Source organism: Streptomyces sp. NPDC048584 (genome assembly GCF_043199595.1).
In the GTDB taxonomy this organism is placed as follows: domain Bacteria; phylum Actinomycetota; class Actinomycetes; order Streptomycetales; family Streptomycetaceae; genus Streptomyces; species Streptomyces edwardsiae.
The window spans coordinates 512,073-527,845 of the sequence record NZ_JBICWF010000001.1; the positions used below are offsets into that span (position 1 = coordinate 512,073).

General features: G+C 72.0%; 16 protein-coding genes. 5 read left to right on the top strand and 11 right to left on the bottom strand.

Features of this window, described 5'->3' with window-relative positions; all coding sequences use genetic code 11:
- Positions 1–59: 59 nt before the first annotated feature.
- The 3 genes from ACGFR9_RS02120 to ACGFR9_RS02130 all read right to left on the bottom strand — a co-directional run bounded on the left by ACGFR9_RS02120 (position 60) and on the right by ACGFR9_RS02130 (position 2,918).
- Complete coding sequence (locus tag ACGFR9_RS02120) at positions 60–638, bottom strand: sugar kinase (protein WP_393202008.1); 579 nt, start codon at positions 636–638, stop codon at positions 60–62.
- Positions 635–1,783 carry an ROK family glucokinase gene (locus ACGFR9_RS02125; protein ID WP_393202010.1) on the bottom strand — a complete coding sequence of 383 codons (1,149 nt, stop codon included), beginning with the start codon at positions 1,781–1,783 and terminating at the stop codon, positions 635–637. Before ACGFR9_RS02125 ends, ACGFR9_RS02120 begins: the two co-directional genes overlap by 4 nt.
- 385 nt (positions 1,784–2,168) lie before the next feature.
- Positions 2,169–2,918 (bottom strand): GntR family transcriptional regulator, encoded by a 750-nt coding sequence (locus ACGFR9_RS02130; RefSeq protein ID WP_393202750.1) that lies wholly within the window; start codon positions 2,916–2,918, stop codon positions 2,169–2,171.
- A 116-nt stretch (positions 2,919–3,034) separates the two neighbouring features.
- Between ACGFR9_RS02130 and ACGFR9_RS02135 the strand changes: the two genes are divergently transcribed.
- Entirely contained in the window at positions 3,035–4,057 is a 1,023-nt protein-coding gene (locus ACGFR9_RS02135; protein ID WP_393202012.1) for a Gfo/Idh/MocA family oxidoreductase, read from the top strand.
- Positions 4,058–4,059: 2 nt separating this feature from the next.
- Here ACGFR9_RS02135 and ACGFR9_RS02140 read toward each other — a convergent pair whose 3' ends face one another.
- Together ACGFR9_RS02140 and ACGFR9_RS02145 are read right to left on the bottom strand one after the other, a co-directional pair.
- A complete protein-coding gene (locus ACGFR9_RS02140; protein WP_393202014.1) occupies positions 4,060–4,734 on the bottom strand; it encodes a response regulator in 675 nt (224 codons plus the stop codon).
- Positions 4,735–4,792: 58 nt separating this feature from the next.
- Positions 4,793–6,043 (bottom strand): histidine kinase, encoded by a 1,251-nt coding sequence (locus ACGFR9_RS02145; protein ID WP_393202016.1) that lies wholly within the window; start codon positions 6,041–6,043, stop codon positions 4,793–4,795.
- 180 nt (positions 6,044–6,223) lie between these two features.
- On the opposite strand from ACGFR9_RS02145, the gene ACGFR9_RS02150 reads away from it, so the two are divergent.
- Positions 6,224–6,424 carry a hypothetical protein gene (locus tag ACGFR9_RS02150; RefSeq protein ID WP_393202018.1) on the top strand — a complete coding sequence of 67 codons (201 nt, stop codon included), beginning with the start codon at positions 6,224–6,226 and terminating at the stop codon, positions 6,422–6,424.
- Positions 6,425–6,440: 16 nt separating this feature from the next.
- On the opposite strand, the gene ACGFR9_RS02155 is transcribed toward ACGFR9_RS02150, so the two are convergent.
- From ACGFR9_RS02155 to allB, 4 genes are all read right to left on the bottom strand, one after another.
- Positions 6,441–6,884, bottom strand: coding sequence for a ribonuclease domain-containing protein (locus ACGFR9_RS02155; protein WP_393202020.1), 444 nt, complete (start codon positions 6,882–6,884; stop codon positions 6,441–6,443).
- 97 nt (positions 6,885–6,981) lie between these two features.
- A complete protein-coding gene (locus ACGFR9_RS02160; RefSeq protein ID WP_393202021.1) occupies positions 6,982–7,596 on the bottom strand; it encodes a dihydrofolate reductase family protein in 615 nt (204 codons plus the stop codon).
- A gap of 529 nt (positions 7,597–8,125) precedes the next feature.
- Positions 8,126–9,199, bottom strand: coding sequence for an allantoicase (gene alc / locus ACGFR9_RS02165; protein ID WP_393202022.1), 1,074 nt, complete (start codon positions 9,197–9,199; stop codon positions 8,126–8,128).
- A 26-nt stretch (positions 9,200–9,225) separates the two neighbouring features.
- Positions 9,226–10,560 (bottom strand): allantoinase AllB, encoded by a 1,335-nt coding sequence (gene allB, locus ACGFR9_RS02170; RefSeq protein WP_393202024.1) that lies wholly within the window; start codon positions 10,558–10,560, stop codon positions 9,226–9,228.
- Between the two features lie 240 nt (positions 10,561–10,800).
- Here allB and ACGFR9_RS02175 point away from each other — a divergent pair, with 240 nt between their 5' ends.
- Entirely contained in the window at positions 10,801–11,595 is a 795-nt protein-coding gene (locus tag ACGFR9_RS02175; RefSeq protein WP_393202026.1) for an IclR family transcriptional regulator, read from the top strand.
- A 12-nt stretch (positions 11,596–11,607) separates the two neighbouring features.
- On the opposite strand, the gene ACGFR9_RS02180 is transcribed toward ACGFR9_RS02175, so the two are convergent.
- Positions 11,608–11,922, bottom strand: coding sequence for a DUF5955 family protein (locus ACGFR9_RS02180; RefSeq protein WP_393202027.1), 315 nt, complete (start codon positions 11,920–11,922; stop codon positions 11,608–11,610).
- Positions 11,923–12,118: 196 nt separating this feature from the next.
- On the opposite strand from ACGFR9_RS02180, the gene ACGFR9_RS02185 reads away from it, so the two are divergent.
- On the top strand, positions 12,119–12,736 hold the full coding sequence (locus ACGFR9_RS02185) for an NTP transferase domain-containing protein (protein WP_393202029.1): 618 nt from the start codon (positions 12,119–12,121) through the stop codon (positions 12,734–12,736).
- A 194-nt stretch (positions 12,737–12,930) separates the two neighbouring features.
- On the top strand, positions 12,931–14,556 hold the full coding sequence (gene aceB / locus ACGFR9_RS02190; RefSeq protein WP_393202031.1) for a malate synthase A: 1,626 nt from the start codon (positions 12,931–12,933) through the stop codon (positions 14,554–14,556).
- A gap of 3 nt (positions 14,557–14,559) precedes the next feature.
- On the opposite strand, the gene ACGFR9_RS02195 is transcribed toward aceB, so the two are convergent.
- Positions 14,560–15,486, bottom strand: coding sequence for a HipA family kinase (locus ACGFR9_RS02195; protein WP_393202033.1), 927 nt, complete (start codon positions 15,484–15,486; stop codon positions 14,560–14,562).
- Positions 15,487–15,773: the final 287 nt, after the last annotated feature.

The following is a 15,773-nucleotide window of genomic DNA, read 5'->3' on the forward strand; positions in this document are numbered from 1 at the left end:
CTTCGACTCTACGGGCGGGGTCTGACAATCGGCCCCGGCGGCCTGGTGAGCGGGCCGGCTCAGGGCACCGTGCGGGAGACGACGTACACCCTCGGATAGCCCGGCTTGTCATGGTTGACGACGACGTCGTGCGTGGGCGCCGGGTCCTTCTGCTGGTGGACGAGGCCGGACCAGGTGCCGGGCCCGGCCAGCGTCCAGCCGGAGACGTCCCGGTCGCGCTCGCTGATGGTGATGTCGTCGCGCCTCAGTTCGCTCTGCTGTACGCCGAGGCTGGTGAGGAAGGCGCTCAGGCCCGCGTCGGTGGTCTCGAACTCGACGTAGAGGCGGCTGGTCTTCCAGTTGTTGGTCTCGTACGAGGCCACCCACCACGCGGGGTGCGGTACGGGTACCTGGTAGAGGCGGCGCTGCACCTTCGACGGCCAGCCCTCGGTGAGGCCGGTCGCGGAGTACTTGGCTTCCTTGTCCTTGCCGCTGGCCCGGCTCTGGTTCGCGGAGATCATCAGATACCCGGCCGGGACACCGATGAGCAGCACGATGATCAGCAGGGTGAGCGCCCTGCGGCGGATCATGTGCCGCCGGTCCTCGGCCGGGCGGGGCTCGCCCGGAAGACTCGGCTGCTGGGGGGACTCGCCGCTCACAGCGACTCCGGGGTGCCGCGGCGGGCCTCCGCGTACCGTTCGTAGCGTTCGTAGCGCTCGACCCGGCGGCGCTTGGCGCGGCGGAAGCGGCGGGCGACCAGCCGGGCCAGGTCGGCGGCGCCGACCATGCCGGCCTCGGGGCCGAGCTGGGCGCGGACGATATGGGCCTCCGGGCGGTAGCCGCGGCCGGTGAGATGCCGTTTGAAGGCGTCCCGCGCGGGGCCGATCAGCAGGTCGTCGGCGGCGGAGACGCCACCGCCGATGACGAAGCAGGAGGGGTCGAGGGCGGCGGCGAGGTTGGCGATGCCGACGCCGAGCCACTGTCCGATGTCCTGGAGCAGTTCGATACACATGGCGTCGCCCTCGCGGGCCAGCTCGGTGATCATCGGGCCGCTGATGTCGGCGATGTTGCCTTTGACGTGCTCGATGATGCCGTAGGCGACCGGTGAGTCGGCGGCGGCCAGCTCGCGTGCCTCGCGGACCAGCGCGTTGCCGGAGCTGTACTGCTCCCAGCAGCCGCGGTTGCCGCAGGGGCAGCGGTGGCCGCCCGGGACCACCTGCATATGGCCGAACTCGCCGGCCACCCCGTACTTGCCGCGCTTGACCTGCCCGTCCTCCAGGATCGCGCCGCCGATGCCGGTGCCGAGCGTGATCATGACGAGGTGGTCCTCGCCGCGGCCGGCACCGAAGCGCCACTCCGCCCAGGCGGCGGAATTGGCGTCGTTGTCCACGAGGACGGGGACGGCGAGACGGCCGGCGAGGCGGTCGCGCAGCGGCTCGTTGCGCCAGGACAGGTGAGGGGCGAACAGGACCCGGTTGCGGTCCGCGTCGACCCACCCGGCCGCGCCGATGCCGACGGCGTGCACGTCGTGGCGGTCGGAGAGGTCCAGTACCAGTTCGACGATGGTGTCCTCGACGACTTTGGGGCTCTTGGACTTGTCCGGGGTCTCCGTGCGCAGCCGTTCCAGTATGTTGCCGTCGGCGTCGACGACGCCCGCCATCACCTTGGTGCCGCCGATGTCGATGCCGACCGTCGGGACGCGGGGCGCCGTCAGGTGGGAGCGGCGCTCCCGGGTGCCGACGGTTCTCAGGACCGGGGCGCGCCGGGAGCCGATGGGGGCGGTGAAGTCGCGGTAGGTGCTCATCGTGTGCGATTGTGCCGCACCGGTGCGGTGGTTGTGGTGCGGGGCGGGTGCGGGGTGGTGCGGATCATGGGCGGGTGCGGGTGGGTTCGGGGTGTCGCGCAGTTCCCCGCGCCCCTTAGGTGACGGCTCGCTGTCCGGTGCGGGTGGGTGGGGGTCGATCGCGCAGTTCCCCGCGCCCCTGGAGTGGTGGCGGCTCGCTGTCCGGTGCGGGTGGGTGGGGTTGGTCGCGCCCTCAGGGGCGCGGGGAACTGCGCGAACGGGGGTCTGGGGGCGGAGCCCCCAGGGTCGGGACGGGGAGGGGCGGTGGGGGCGGCGGGGGCGGGAAACGTCCGGGCCGCACCCCCCGGATACAGGGGGTTTCTCATGTTGTCCGGACATTGCGGCTTCAGGGGCGTACCAAGAGCTGGAACTCGAAGGAGTAGCGCGTGGGGCGATAGGTGTGCGTGCCGTATTCGACCGCCCGCCCCGTGTCGTCGAACGTGACGCGCTGCATGGTGAGGAGCGGAGCCGCGGGCTCCTCCCCCAGGCGGGCGGCCTCGTCCGGCGTGGCGGCGCGGGCGCCGATCGTCTGGCGGGCGCTGTGCAGGGTGATCCCGGCGGCCCGCATCAGCCGGTACAGGCCGGTGGCCTCCAGCTGGGCGGTGTCGAGGTCGAGCAGGCCGGGCGGCAGGTAGTTGCACAGGTACGCCATCGGCTCGCCGTGGGTGAGCCGTAGTCGTTCGATCCGGTGCAGTTCGCTGTTCTCGGCCACCCCGAGCGCGGCCGCGACCTCGGCGGACGCGGTGACGACGGTGTTGACGAGGACCTGCGTGGCGGGACGCTGCCCGGCCGTCTCCAGGTCGTCGTAGAGGCTGCTGAGCTCCAGGGGACGCTTGACCTGGCTGTGCACCACCTGGGTGCCGACCCCGCGGCGGCGCACCAGCAGCCCCTTGTCGACCAGCGACTGGATGGCCTGGCGGACGGTCGGCCGGGACAGACCGAGCCGCGCGGCGAGCTCGATCTCGTTGCCCAGCAGGGTGCCCGGGGTCAGCGCGCCGTGCTCGATGGCGGACTCCAGCTGTTGGGACAGCTGGTAGTACAACGGCACGGGGGATCCCCGGTCGACGCTCAGCTCCAGCTGTACGGTCGGGTCCACTTCTGGTTTCGGCACGGGCCGAGCGTAGCCCCGCGCGGTGTTGACGGGAAGTTGTGTAGTTCGATTGTCCGGACATACGGATTGACAGAGGGCGGCGCGGGCCCCACTTTGATTCCATGCGCATCGGGGTCATCGGTACGGGCCGTATCGGCACCATTCACGCCCACACGCTCAGCAGGCACCGCGACGTCGGGTCCCTGATCGTCACGGACGTCGATCCGGCGCGGGCCCAGGCCCTCGCGCTGCGGCTCGGCGAGACGGCGGCACCCGGGGTGGACGAGATCTACACCTGGGGTGTGGACGCCGTGGTGATCACGGCGGCCACGTCCGCCCACGCCGATCTGATCGGCCGGGCGGCACGCGCGGGGCTGCCGGTGTTCTGCGAGAAGCCCATCGCCCTCGACCTCGCGGGGACGTTACAGGCGATCACGGAGGTGGAGACGGCCGGGACCGTGCTGCAGATGGGGTTCCAGCGGCGCTTCGACGCCGGGTACAAGGGCGCGCGGGAGGCCGTGCGCTCGGGCAGGCTCGGGCGGCTGCACACCGTACGGGCGATGAGCAGTGACGCGGAGCCGCCGCCGGCCGGGTATCTGGCGCAGTCCGGCGGGCTCTACCGGGACACCCTGATCCATGACTTCGACATCCTGCGCTGGGTGACCGGCCGGGAGATCACCGAGGTGTACGCGGCCGGGTCCGACGCCGGTCCGGCGATGTTCCGTGAGATGGGCGACGTGGACACCGGCGCGGCGCTCCTCACCCTCGACGACGGCACGCTCGCCACGGTGACGGCGACCCGGCTGAACGGTGCCGGCTACGACGTCCGCATGGAGCTCGCCGGGGAGCGGGACCAGATCGTCGTGGGCCTGGACGACCGTACGCCGATCGCGTCCACCGAGCCGACCGGGCCGCCGGCCGCGGACAAGCCGTGGACGGGGTTCCTGGAGCGGTTCGGGCCCGCGTACGAGGCCGAGCTGATCGAGTTCGTGGAGGTGGTGCGGGGCGAGCGGGCCAACCCCTGTGACGGACGGGAGGCCCTTCAGGCGCTGCTGGTCGCGGAGGCGTGCGAGCTGTCCCGGCGGGAGCGCAGGCCGGTCCGGCCGACGGAACTGATGAGCGGGGCGACGGCGGCGTACACCTGAGATCAGTGGTCCCCGGGCTCCTCCAGGAGGCCCGCGTCGTGGGCGAGCAGGGCGATCTGGACACGGTTGTTCAGATCGAGCTTGGCCAGGATGCGGGACACGTGGGTCTTGACGGTGGCGACGCTCATGTACAGCTCGGCCGCGATGTCGGCGTTGGCCAGGCCCCGGCCGACCGCGACGGCGACCTCGCGTTCGCGCTCGTTGAGGCCGCCGACGTGGGCACGCGCGCGGATGCGGCGCGTGTCGGCGGAGGTGCCGGCCGCGTGCGCCATCAGCTGCCGGGTGACCGCCGGCGACAGCACCGGGTCACCGGCCGCGACCCGGCGCACCGCGGCGACGATCTCGGCGGGCGGGGTGTCCTTGAGGACGAACCCGGCGGCCCCCGCGCGGAGCGCGCGCAGCACCTGCTCGTCGGCGTGGAAGGTGGTCAGCACCACGACCTGCGGGGCGTCCTCGCGCGAGCGCAGCGCCTCGGTGGCGGTGAGGCCGTCCACCGTCGGCATCCGGATGTCCATGAGGACGACGTCCGGGCGGGCGCGGTCGACGAGCGCCGCGACATCGCCGCCGTCGGCGGCCTCGCCGACGATCTCGATGTCGTCCGCGCCGCCCAGCATGAGGGACAGCCCGGCCCGCACCAGCGGGTCGTCGTCGACGAGGAGCACTCTGATCGCGGTCATGGCCCGTAGGTAATCACGGCCGGGCGGGACGGCGACAGACGGAACAGCCGATCCCGGTTCACCTCCACGGCAGCCGCGCCCGTACCTCGAACCCGCCGTCGGACGCGGGCCCGTGCTCCAGGGTCCCGCCCGCCAGGGTCGCGCGTTCGGTGAGCCCGATCAGGCCCTGTCCGGCGCCGGGCACATGCGGTACGTCCCCCTCCGGGGCGGGGTTGCGCACGCGCACGGTGAGGCCCTGCCCCGGTCCGCCGGTGACCGACACGGTGACCTCGGTGCCGGGCGCGTGCTTACGGGCGTTGGTCAGGCCCTCCTGGGCGATCCGGTAGGCGGTGCGGCCCACGGAGGCGGGGACACCGGCCGGGTCGGTGACGCACTGGTCCAGGGTGACCTTCATACCGGCCTGCCGGGACTCGGCGGCCAGGGTGTCGAGCGCCGCGAGCGTCGGCTGCGGCCGGCCGGCGTCCTCGGACTCGCCGGCCCGCAGTACGCCGATGATCTCCCGCAGGTCCTGCAGCGCCTCGTGCGCGCTCTCGCGGATGACACCGGCCGCCCGCGCGACCTCCTCGCGCGGGGCGTCGGGCCGGAACTCGAGGGCGCCCGCGTGCACGCTCAGCAGCGTCAGCCGGTGCGCGAGCACGTCGTGCATCTCCCGCGCGATGGCCTCCCGCGCGAGCCGCTGCGCCTGCTCGGCCCGCAGCCGCGCCTCGGTCTCGGCCCGCCGCGCCCGGTCCCGCAGGCTCAGCATCAGCTGCCGCTTGGACCGTACGAACATGCCCCAGCCGACGGTCGCGGCCGTCAGCACGACGAACAGGACGAGCACGGCGAGATACGGCAGATCGGGGTCCGGGCGCCACCAGAAGTAGAGCGGCACCAGCACCGTCTGCGCGCCGCCCACCCAGGCCACGTACCGGAACGGCCGGTGCACGGCGAGCGTGAACAGGGCGATGATCGCCACGCCGCCTGAGGTCTCCGAGACGAAACCGACCGGCACCATCACGGCGGCCAGGGCGAACGGCCAGCGGCGGCGCAGCCAGACCGCGGCGCAGGACAGCGCGCCGAGCACCTGGTCGGTGACGGCCAGCGCGTGCGGGATGTTCTGGCTGTCGTTCAGCGTCTCGGCGCCCAGCACGCCCAGCAGGACGGCGAACAGGAAGCAGGCGAAGTCGACGGCCCAGTCGCGCACGGTACGCCTGGGCCTGCGCCCGGAGCGGGTCGAGTCGGGGTCGAGTTCGTGGATGAGGGCGGACGGGAAGAACCATCGGCGCCCCGTGAACACCGGGGCGGTCTGTTCCGCCTTGTCACCAGTCACGGTCGACAAATCTACGCACGGAGCGGGCGCCGGGACCGCCTCCCGGGTGGGATCTCCTACCGAAGTCGGCGTACCGCAGACTTTCGGCGTGCGGCCCGCGCGGGAGTGCCCTCTTTCGCCGGGTGGGGCTCGCCCCGCGGCCGATGTGGGTGGGGGGTCCGCGGGGCGAGAGTCGGTGGCATGAAGCAACTGCTGGAGGTTCTGGGGTTCCTCGCCGTGGTGCAGGGGGTGGCGGGTCTGGTGACCGAGTTCGCCGACTGGGACTGGGGGTTCGTGCGGCGGCTCGGATTCCTCGACGGCTACGAGGTGTACGCGAGCATCGCCCTGCTGGTGCTGGGCGGTGCCCTGTTCGCCGCCGCGGAGAGCCGGAAGTCCGGCTGACCGCCGGCGCCGGGCGTCAGCAGGTGTGGTCGACCAGGTCGAACGACGCGTAGTGGTCGGCGGTGTAGTAGTCCTCCTGGTTCTGCTCACCGGTCACGATGCGGCGGGCGCCACGGGTGGGGGAACCGGGCGTGATCACCGTGTACTCGTGGTAGTAGCCGGCGGACCGGCCGGGGAGGATGCCCTCACGGTTCTGGAAGACGGTCCCGTCCTGTTCGTACGGGTAGGGGCCGCCCTGCTGGATCAGGTCGAGCGTGTCGTGCGCCTCGGCGGGCAGGTCGCCGTAGCAGATGTCGCCGACCGCGAGGACGGCCGACGCGGAGGCGGCGGGGGTGACGGGGGCGGGGGCGGCGTGGGCCGTCGTCGCGGTGACGGAGCCGCCCAGGAGCACGGTGGACAGGAGTGCGGCTGCGGCGCCGGTCCGGGCCGCGCGCGAAGGGATTCGTGGGGGGAATCGCATGGTCCCATGATGACGCGCGTAGATTATGGCATGTCAATGACAAAGATGGGGATGTTGCCGTCGGGTCCGGTGGGTGTCCCGTGACGGCGTCCGTCTCCTAGAGCTCGTACTCGCCGTACGTGGGGCGGCCCGCGAAGTCGTACGTCTGGACGGAGACGCCCTTGCTCGTGGTCTCGCCGCCGGTGTGCCGGAAGGCGGTCGGTGTCGACCCCTCGGGGAACAGCCGGCGGCCGGCGCCGAGGACGACGGGGTACGTCAGCAGGTGGAGGGTGTCCACCAGGTCGAGCGCGAACAGGGACCGGGCGAGGTCGCCGCTCCCGTGCACCTGGAGTTCACCCTCGGTGCGCTCCTTGAGGGCGGTGACGTCCTTGGCGAGGTTGCTGCCGATGACGGTGGTGTTGGCCCACGCGGGGTCGTCGATGGTGGTGGAGGCGACATACTTCGGCAGTGTGTTGAGTTTGCCGGCGACCGGGTCGGCGGGGTCGGTCACCTTCGGCCAGGACGCGGCGAAGATGTCGTACGTACGCCGGCCGAGGAGGAAGGCGCTCACACGGGAGAACACCCCGTCCACGAACCGGCCGAAGTCGTCGTCGAGGTAGGGAACGCTCCAGCCTCCTTGGTCGAAACCGTCCCTGGTGTCCTCCTGGGGGCCGCCGGGGCCCTGGTAGACGCCGTCGAGACTGACGAAGGTGAGGACCACGAGCTTGCCCATGGGCGGGGCCTGCCTTTCGGTGTGCGGGGTGATGTGACGTCATGAGTTCAGACACCGGCGGGGGCCGCAACTCATCGGCGGGCGTCAGGTCGGCCGTGCCCCCTCGTTGCTGCGGGCAGTCGTGCCGCTGGGGCGATGTGGGTCCCCCCGCTCGAGCGAAGCCGAGAGTGAGCGAAGCCGAGAGTGGGGGAGGGTGGGCGCAGCGGCACCCCCTCCAGCGGGGCTGGCGCACACCCACCCCCGCCCAGCAGCCACCCGGGGTGACGGCTGAGCGGGGGGACGGAGCGCAGCCCGGCGCCGGCGGGGTGCCGTCGCGCCCACCCGTGCCGCCCTGCGGCACGCCTGCCCGCGGATCGGCGGCGGCAGGCACGCCGAGGCGCGGGACGCGGGCGCGCCAGGGCGCGGGAAAGCGCGAGGCGCGGGGCGGCTCGGAAAAGCGCGGGACGCGGGAAGACGCGGTGGGCCTTGAGGGGTCCCCAGGGCACCCCGGTGGGGGGTCGTGGGGAGCGGCGGTGGGGCGTGCCCGGGGCTACTGCCCCGTCAACGTGCCGAAGAGGTGGAGACGGGTGATGCCGCCGTCGGGGTGGATGTCCACGCGGGCGTGGGTGGCCGTCGCCGGGGTCGGGAGGATGAAGCGGTGGTTCGTGTCGGGCTGGAGGCGAGTGAGCGGGAGGATCACTCGCCAGTCCGCCGCATCGCCGTCCTTCACCGACACCGACGCCCACCCCGCGCTGTTGCCCTTCAGATACGCCGTGTCGATCTCCAGGGCGACGATGCGCGACCGCCCGGCCAGCCGGTACCGGATCCAGTCATGGCCCCGGTCCCGGCGCCGCCGGGTCTCCCATCCGTCGTCCATCTTCCGGGAGCGGCCCGGCCGGATCGTGTTCACGGCCGGTGAGTAGAACCGGTCGGAGGCATCCTCCACCAGGCCCCCGTTCTCCAGGGCCACCACATCGAAGGTGCCGAGCGCCCTCAGCCAGGTCAGGTCCGGGACGACCTCGCCGTACACACGCAACCGGGCGACACCCCCGTCCGGATACTGCCTCAGCCGCAGATGGGTGAAGCGCTCCTCGCACGTGACGGCGAAGCCGTTGGCCGCGTGACCCCCGACCTCGGTGCGCGGAACGAGCGTCGTCCACTTCACCTCGTCCGAGAGCAGCTCCTCCGGGGACGGGACACCGTCCACCGCCGTGCCCTCGACGGAGACGGCCTGCGGGTGATTGCCACGGAAGTGCGCGGTGTCCACGACGATCCCCCGCACCACCCCGGCCGCACCGAGCCGGATCAGCGCCCAGTCGTGGTCCCCGTCCGCCGGCCACGGGTGCTCCGCGGACACACCGCGCCGCCGCCGCGTCTCCCAGCCGTCCATGATCTTGCCCTTGTGGCCGAAGCGCCCGGGTTCGAACTCGGCGCGCTCCGGCAGCAGAAGGTTCTCGCGCTGGGCGAAGAACTCGTCGTTGGCGGCGACGACCCCGGCGCCGAGCCGCCGGTCGGCGAGGTCGGCAAGGCCGGAGAAGGGAAAGTCGGCGGCGCGGTAGTCCGCGTACGGGTCACCGCCGTTGTAGGGGCGCGCGTCGCCGGTGAAGCTCTCGATCGCCGTCACGGTGGTCCGGTCCTGCCTTTCGGGTGTCACGGGGAGCGGGTGAGGAGTCGGCCCTTCGGTTCGGTGAACTCGCCGCCGTGGAAAACGCGTTCGCCGCGCAGCCAGGTGGACTTGACGACGCCGTACAGGGTTCGCCCCGCGTACGCCGTCACACGGTTGCGGTGCTGGAGGGCCGCCGGGTCGACGGTGAAGGCCGCGTCGGGGGCGAGGACGGCGAAGTCGGCGTCACGGCCGGGCGCGATGGCCCCCTTACGGGCTTCGAGTCCGGCGAGCCCGGCCGTGCGCGTCGACATCCAGCGCACCACGTCCTCCAGGGCGTACCCCCGTCCGCGGGCCTCGGTCCAGACGGCCGGCAGGCTGAGCTGGAGGCCGGAGATGCCGCCCCAGGCGGTAGCGAAGTCGCCCGTCTTGAGGTCGGCGGTGCACGGGGAGTGGTCGGTGACGACGCAGTCGATGGTGCCGTCCGCCAGCGCCTGCCAGAGGAGGTCCTGGTTGGCGGCCTCGCGGATCGGCGGGCAGCACTTGAACTCACAGGCGCCGTCCGGGACTTCCTCTGCGGTGAGGGTGAGGTAGTGGGGGCAGGTCTCGGCCGTGACGCGTAGGCCCTCCGCCTTGGCCGCCGCGATCAGGGGCAGCGCGTCGCAGGACGAGAGGTGCAGGACGTGCACACGCGCCCCCAGCTGTCCCGCCCGGGCGACCAGGTGCGCGACGGCCATGTCCTCGGCGTCGCGCGGCCGGGAGGCGAGGAAGTCGGCGTATCTGGGGCCGCCCTGCCGCGGGGCGGCAGCGAGGCGGTGCGGGTCCTCGGCGTGCACGACGAGCAGCCCGTCGAAGGCGGCGATCTCCGCGAGGGACCGGGCCAGTTGCTCCTCATCGAGGGGCGGGAACTCGTCGACGCCCGACGGTGACAGGAACGCCTTGAAGCCGAAGACACCCGCCTCGTGCAGCGGACGCAGATCCTTGACGTTGCCGGGCAGGGCTCCGCCCCAGAAGCCGACGTCGATATGTGCCCGGCCCGCGGCGGCCCGCCGCTTGGTGTGCAGGTGGTCGACGGTGGTGGTGGGCGGGAGGGAGTTGAGCGGCATGTCGATCAGCGTGGTGATGCCGCCGGCCGCCGCCGCGCGGGTGGCGCTCCAGAAGCCCTCCCACTCGGTGCGGCCCGGTTCGTTGACGTGCACATGGGTGTCGACCAGGCCGGGCAGCAGCACGTCGTCGCCGAGGTCCTCCAGGCGGGCCCCGTCGGGCACGGGGGCGTCGTACGGCAGTACGGCGGTGATGACGCCGTCGGCGACCGTGACGGACGCGGCGCGCGTTCCCCCGGGGGTGACGACGCGCGCCGAGCGCAGCACCAGTTCGGCCACCCGGAGCCTCCTGACTTCCGCACGATGGAATTCAACGTTCTGTTGAAGGAGTCTTCACCGGCACTTCCGGCCCGTCAAGGGAGGATTCCCCCGCGGCGCGAATCGGCGACACCCCTAGACCATTCCACAAAGCGGAATTACAATTCCGTCAAGCAGAACCAAGCCATCCGCAATCGGGTGGCCGACCACGGCCGCCGGGTAGGCTTCTGCCCTCCCGCCAGGCCTCGAAAGGAACGCGCCGTGCCGACGTCCAGCGCCAGCACCACCGACTCCGCCCGGTCCGCCAGTGGCGGTGTGCAGTCCCTCGAGCGGGCCTTCGATCTGCTGGAGCGGATGGCGGACGCGGGCGGCGAGGTCGGGCTGAGCGAGCTGTCCGCGAGCAGCGGGCTGCCGCTGCCGACCATCCACCGTCTGATGCGCACGCTCGTCTCCTGCGGCTATGTACGCCAGCAGCCCAACCGCCGCTACGCGCTGGGCCCCCGGCTGATCCGGCTCGGCGAGTCCGCCTCCCGGCTGCTCGGCACCTGGGCGCGGCCGTATCTGGCCCGCCTCGTGGAGGAGACCGGCGAGACGGCGAACATGGCACTGCTCGACGGGGACGAGGTCGTGTACGTGGCGCAGGTGCCGTCGAAGCACTCCATGCGGATGTTCACCGAGGTCGGCCGGCGCGTCCTGCCGCACTCCACGGGCGTGGGCAAGGCCCTTCTCGCCGGTTTCCCGCCGGAGGAGGTGCGGGCCCTGCTCGGCCGTACCGGCATGCCCGCCGCGACGGAGAAGACCATCACCACGCCGGACGGCTTCCTCGCCGCGCTGGAGGACGTACGCCGTCTCGGCTATGCGATGGACGACAACGAGCAGGAGATCGGCGTCCGCTGCCTCGCCGTACCGGTGCCGGACTCCCCCACGGCTGCCGCGATCTCCATCTCGGGCCCGGCGGGGCGGGTCACGGAGCCGGCGAAGGAGCGGATCGTGCCGGTGCTCCAGCAGGTCGCGGTGGAACTCTCCGAGGCGCTCAGCACCGCCCCCAGCAGCTGAGAGGGGTGCATGTCAGGCGCGTGGCGACGGGCCGAACAGGTCCACCGCCTCACGCAGTTCACGTACGCCCTGGCCCAGCGCGCTCACCGAGCCGATCGCGCCCGCGACCAGCAGCAGGGAGCGCCGCAGCCGGGGGATGTCGGGATCGCCGTCGGCGGCCAGACCCGCCAGCGCGGCGAGTTCCTCCTCGGCGATGCTCCGGTCCCGGAACTCCCCCGGATGAGCGGCGAGTTGACGGCGTAACCGGGACACCGCGGAACGCAGCTCCATGACCCTAGGGTCCACCTGACTGCCGGGCACACGCCTCTGCTCCACGCTGCGCAACACAGTCCTCCCCCTGGCACGTCGTGCCTCCCCAGCCGGTCGCGATACCCGCCGACCGGTCGCGCCAGTAAACGCCACCCCGGCCCGGTTGCGCCAGTCCGCTGCGTCATCGAGTTGCACCACAGCGTGACATCCCGGCCAGGAGCGCCCTTCGCCACACCGGACCGCAAGCCCGTGACCGGTGCGGTATGCAGGACGTATGACGACACATCACAGGAACGGGGACCCCGCCGCCGAGGTCGCGGGACTGCTGCTGGCCGCGGGCGGCGGGCGGCGGCTCGGGGGCCGCCCGAAGGCACTGCTGACGCACCGGGGGCGGCCGCTGGTGGAACACGCGGTGGCCGCACTGCGCGCGGGCGGGTGCACGCGCGTGCACGTGGTGCTGGGCGCGCGGGCGGACGAGGTACGCGCCCGCGCGTCGCTGCCGGGCTGCGCCCTCGTGGACAACCCGGAGTGGGAGCGGGGCATGGGCACCTCGCTGCGGGCCGGACTGCGGTCACTGGCCGGCACGGGCACGCGGGCCGCGCTGGTCTCGCTGGTCGATCAGCCCGGGATCGGTGCGGAGGCGGTCGCGCGGGTGCTCGGCGCCTACGACTCCCCCGATGTGCTCGCTTCCGCCGCGTACGACGGCGTACGCGGCCATCCGGTCCTGTTCGGCTCCGCGCACTGGGCCGGGGTCGCCGCCACCGCCACCGGCGACCAGGGTGCACGCGCTTACCTGAGGGAGCACGCGCAACGACTGACCCTGGTCGAGTGCGGCGATGTGGCCCAGGCGTACGACATCGACACGGAGGCGGATCTGGCGCACCTTGAATGAGCGGCGGTGAGCGGGCGCCGCACTGGCTCGAACGGGAGACTTCCGACATCAACAGAACATTGAACTTCCACCATGAGGAAACTAGCATCCACTGATCAGAAGCTCCGATCCTCCCCGACGCCCCAGCCGCACCCCGGCCCCGCCCGGCACCCGGTGCCATGCCACGCCCCGCACGCCGAAGGAAGTGACAGCCGATGTCCGCACCAGCGCCGTCCCCGCTGGCCATCGTCGACGCCGAACCCCTGCCCCGGCAGGAGGAGGTCCTCACCGAGCCTGCGCTCGCCTTCCTGGCCGCGCTGCACCGGCGGTTCACGCCCCGGCGCGACGAGCTGCTCGCCCGCCGCAGGGAGCGCCGTGAGGCGATCGCCCGTACGTCCACGCTCGACTTCCTGCCGGAGACGGCCGCCGTCCGCGCCGACGGCTCCTGGCGGGTCGCCCCGGCCCCGGAGGCCCTGAACGACCGCCGGGTGGAGATCACCGGTCCCACCGACCGCAAGATGACGATCAACGCCCTCAACTCGGGCGCGAAGGTCTGGCTCGCGGACTTCGAGGACGCCTCGGCGCCCACCTGGGAGAACGTGGTGCTGGGTCAGCTCAATCTGATCGGCGCCTACACCCGGACCATCGACTTCACCGACCCGGGTTCCGGAAAGTCGTACGCGCTGCGCCCGGACGCGGAGTTGGCGACGGTCGTCATGCGTCCGCGCGGCTGGCATCTGGACGAGCGGCACCTCACCGATCCGGACGGCACCCCGGTGCCCGGCGCGCTGGTCGACTTCGGCCTGTACTTCTTCCACAACGCCAAGCGGCTGATCGACCTCGGCAAGGGCCCGTACTTCTACCTCCCCAAGACGGAGTCGCACCTCGAAGCCCGCCTGTGGAACGAGGTGTTCGTCTTCGCGCAGGACTACGTCGGCATCCCCCGGGGCACGGTCCGCGCCACGGTCCTGATCGAGACGATCACGGCCGCGTACGAGATGGAGGAGATCCTCTACGAGCTGCGCGACCACGCGTCCGGGTTGAACGCCGGCCGCTGGGACTACCTCTTCTCCATCGTCAAGAACTTCCGTGACGGCGGAGCCAGGTTCGTCCTCCCGGACCGCAACGCGGTGACGATGACCGCCCCGTTCATGCGCGCCTACACCGAACTCCTCGTCCGTACCTGCCACAAGCGGGGCGCGCACGCGATCGGCGGCATGGCGGCGTTCATCCCGTCCCGCCGGGACGCGGAGGTCAACAAGGTGGCGTTCGAGAAGGTCCGCGCCGACAAGGACCGTGAGGCGGACGACGGTTTCGACGGCTCCTGGGTCGCCCACCCCGACCTGGTCCCCATCGCCATGGAGTCCTTCGACCGGGTGCTCGGCGACCGGCCCCACCAGAAGGACCGCCTGCGCGAGGACGTGCGGGTGACGGCGGCCGAACTGATCGCCGTCGACTCGCTCGAGGCGAAGCCGACGTACGCGGGCCTGGTCAACGCCGTCCAGGTGGGCATCCGCTACATCGAGGCGTGGCTGAACGGCATGGGCGCGGTCGCCATCTTCAATCTGATGGAGGACGCCGCCACCGCCGAGATCTCCCGCTCGCAGATCTGGCAGTGGATCAACGCGGAGGTCGTCCTCGACAACGGCGAGCAGGTCACCGCGGAGCTGGCCCGCAAGGTCGCCGCCGAGGAACTGGCGAGCATCCGCGCGGAAGCCGGTGAGGAGGCGTTCGCGGCCGGCGGCTGGCAGCAGGCGCACGACCTGCTGCTGAAGGTCGCCCTCGACGAGGACTACGCCGACTTCCTCACCCTGCCGGCGTACGAGCAGCTCAAGGGCTGACGCCTACGGCTCCGAGCGGCCCAGGTGGACCGACCAGTCCTGGGCCGCCGCCGGTTTGCCGTGCAGGTCGGGAACGCTCTTCAGCCAGTCCGGCCGCCCTCGCCGCGTCCTCGCCGCCCGCCGGGCGTTCTCCTCGGCGAGCTGGTCCGCGCCGGGGAAGTCGGTGGGCAGCCACACCCCGGACGACCGCACACGCGCGTACAGATACGCCACATACGCCTCCCGGACCTCGTCGGGCGTGGCGAAGTGGGGGTCGTCCGCCAGCCAGTCGTCGGGGACCTCGGCGGTGATGGACCGCAGCAGTTCCTCGGTCACCTTGGGCGCGAGCTCGGCGTCGGCGGCCCGGACGTCGGGGCCGTAGTGGCCGAGGGCGTGATGACGGAAGTCGTACGCCTTGCTCGGGTCGGAGCCCTCCCAGCGGTGGTGGAAGACGAGCGCGGCCCCGTGGTCGATGAGCCACAACCGTGGACGCGCGACACCCAGCGTCGGCCACACCACCAGGTTGGAGCTGTGGACGGTACGGTCCACGTTCACGGTGAGGGCGTCGAGCCAGACGACCCGCCCCGCCTCCACCGGATCGACGGAGAAGTCCTGGGCGACCTCGGGGGTGAAGTCCCGCGCGCCCGGCAGATAGTCCATGCCGAGATTGATTCCGGCGCTGGCGGCGTGCAGTTCCCGAACCTCCTGGTGCGGCTCGCCGTCCGCGACCGCCGGATCGAAGTCCACCAGCACCAGCTCGGGAAACCGCAGCCCCAGCGCCCGCGCCAGCTCCCCCACGATCACCTCTGCGACCAACGCCTTCCGCCCCTGCGCGGACCCGGTGAACTTGACGACGTAGGTCCCGAGATCGTCGGCCTCGAACACTCCGGGGACGGAGCCCCCGGAGCGCAGTGGGGTGATGTAGCGGGTGGCGATGACCTCGGTCAGCATTTCCCCAGGCTACGCGATTACCTGGCCTTGCAATCCACGACCTCGCTTAGATTCCCGGGTTCCGGGGAGTCTGCCACGATCAGCCCTGAGGAGAATCTGGGGAGTTTCGGCCTGCGCGCTGATCCCCCGCTCCCCGAGCAGTCGATCACCGCGGCTTCGCGTGCGTCGGGTTCCGGGCGGGACGCTTGTCGTCGACGGCCGCCTCCAGGATGCTTGACAGCTCTGACAGAATGCCGCGCCGGTAGTCGACCGAGGAGACGGTGGCCTCCAACGTCGCTGTACGCGCA

What these genes read in the sequence shown, in the direction of transcription:
- ACGFR9_RS02155 (WP_393202020.1), bottom strand. Translation starts at nt 6,884, where the DNA reads ATGCGATTCCCCCCACGAATCCCTTCGCGCGCGGCCCGGACCGGCGCC.
- ACGFR9_RS02150 (WP_393202018.1), top strand. Translation starts at nt 6,224, where the DNA reads ATGAAGCAACTGCTGGAGGTTCTGGGGTTCCTCGCCGTGGTGCAGGGG.
- ACGFR9_RS02185 (WP_393202029.1), top strand. Translation starts at nt 12,119, where the DNA reads ATGACGACACATCACAGGAACGGGGACCCCGCCGCCGAGGTCGCGGGA.
- ACGFR9_RS02195 (WP_393202033.1), bottom strand. Translation starts at nt 15,486, where the DNA reads ATGCTGACCGAGGTCATCGCCACCCGCTACATCACCCCACTGCGCTCC.
- ACGFR9_RS02160 (WP_393202021.1), bottom strand. Translation starts at nt 7,596, where the DNA reads ATGGGCAAGCTCGTGGTCCTCACCTTCGTCAGTCTCGACGGCGTCTAC.
- ACGFR9_RS02140 (WP_393202014.1), bottom strand. Translation starts at nt 4,734, where the DNA reads ATGACCGCGATCAGAGTGCTCCTCGTCGACGACGACCCGCTGGTGCGG.
- ACGFR9_RS02125 (WP_393202010.1), bottom strand. Translation starts at nt 1,783, where the DNA reads ATGAGCACCTACCGCGACTTCACCGCCCCCATCGGCTCCCGGCGCGCC.
- ACGFR9_RS02135 (WP_393202012.1), top strand. Translation starts at nt 3,035, where the DNA reads ATGCGCATCGGGGTCATCGGTACGGGCCGTATCGGCACCATTCACGCC.
- aceB (WP_393202031.1), top strand. Translation starts at nt 12,931, where the DNA reads ATGTCCGCACCAGCGCCGTCCCCGCTGGCCATCGTCGACGCCGAACCC.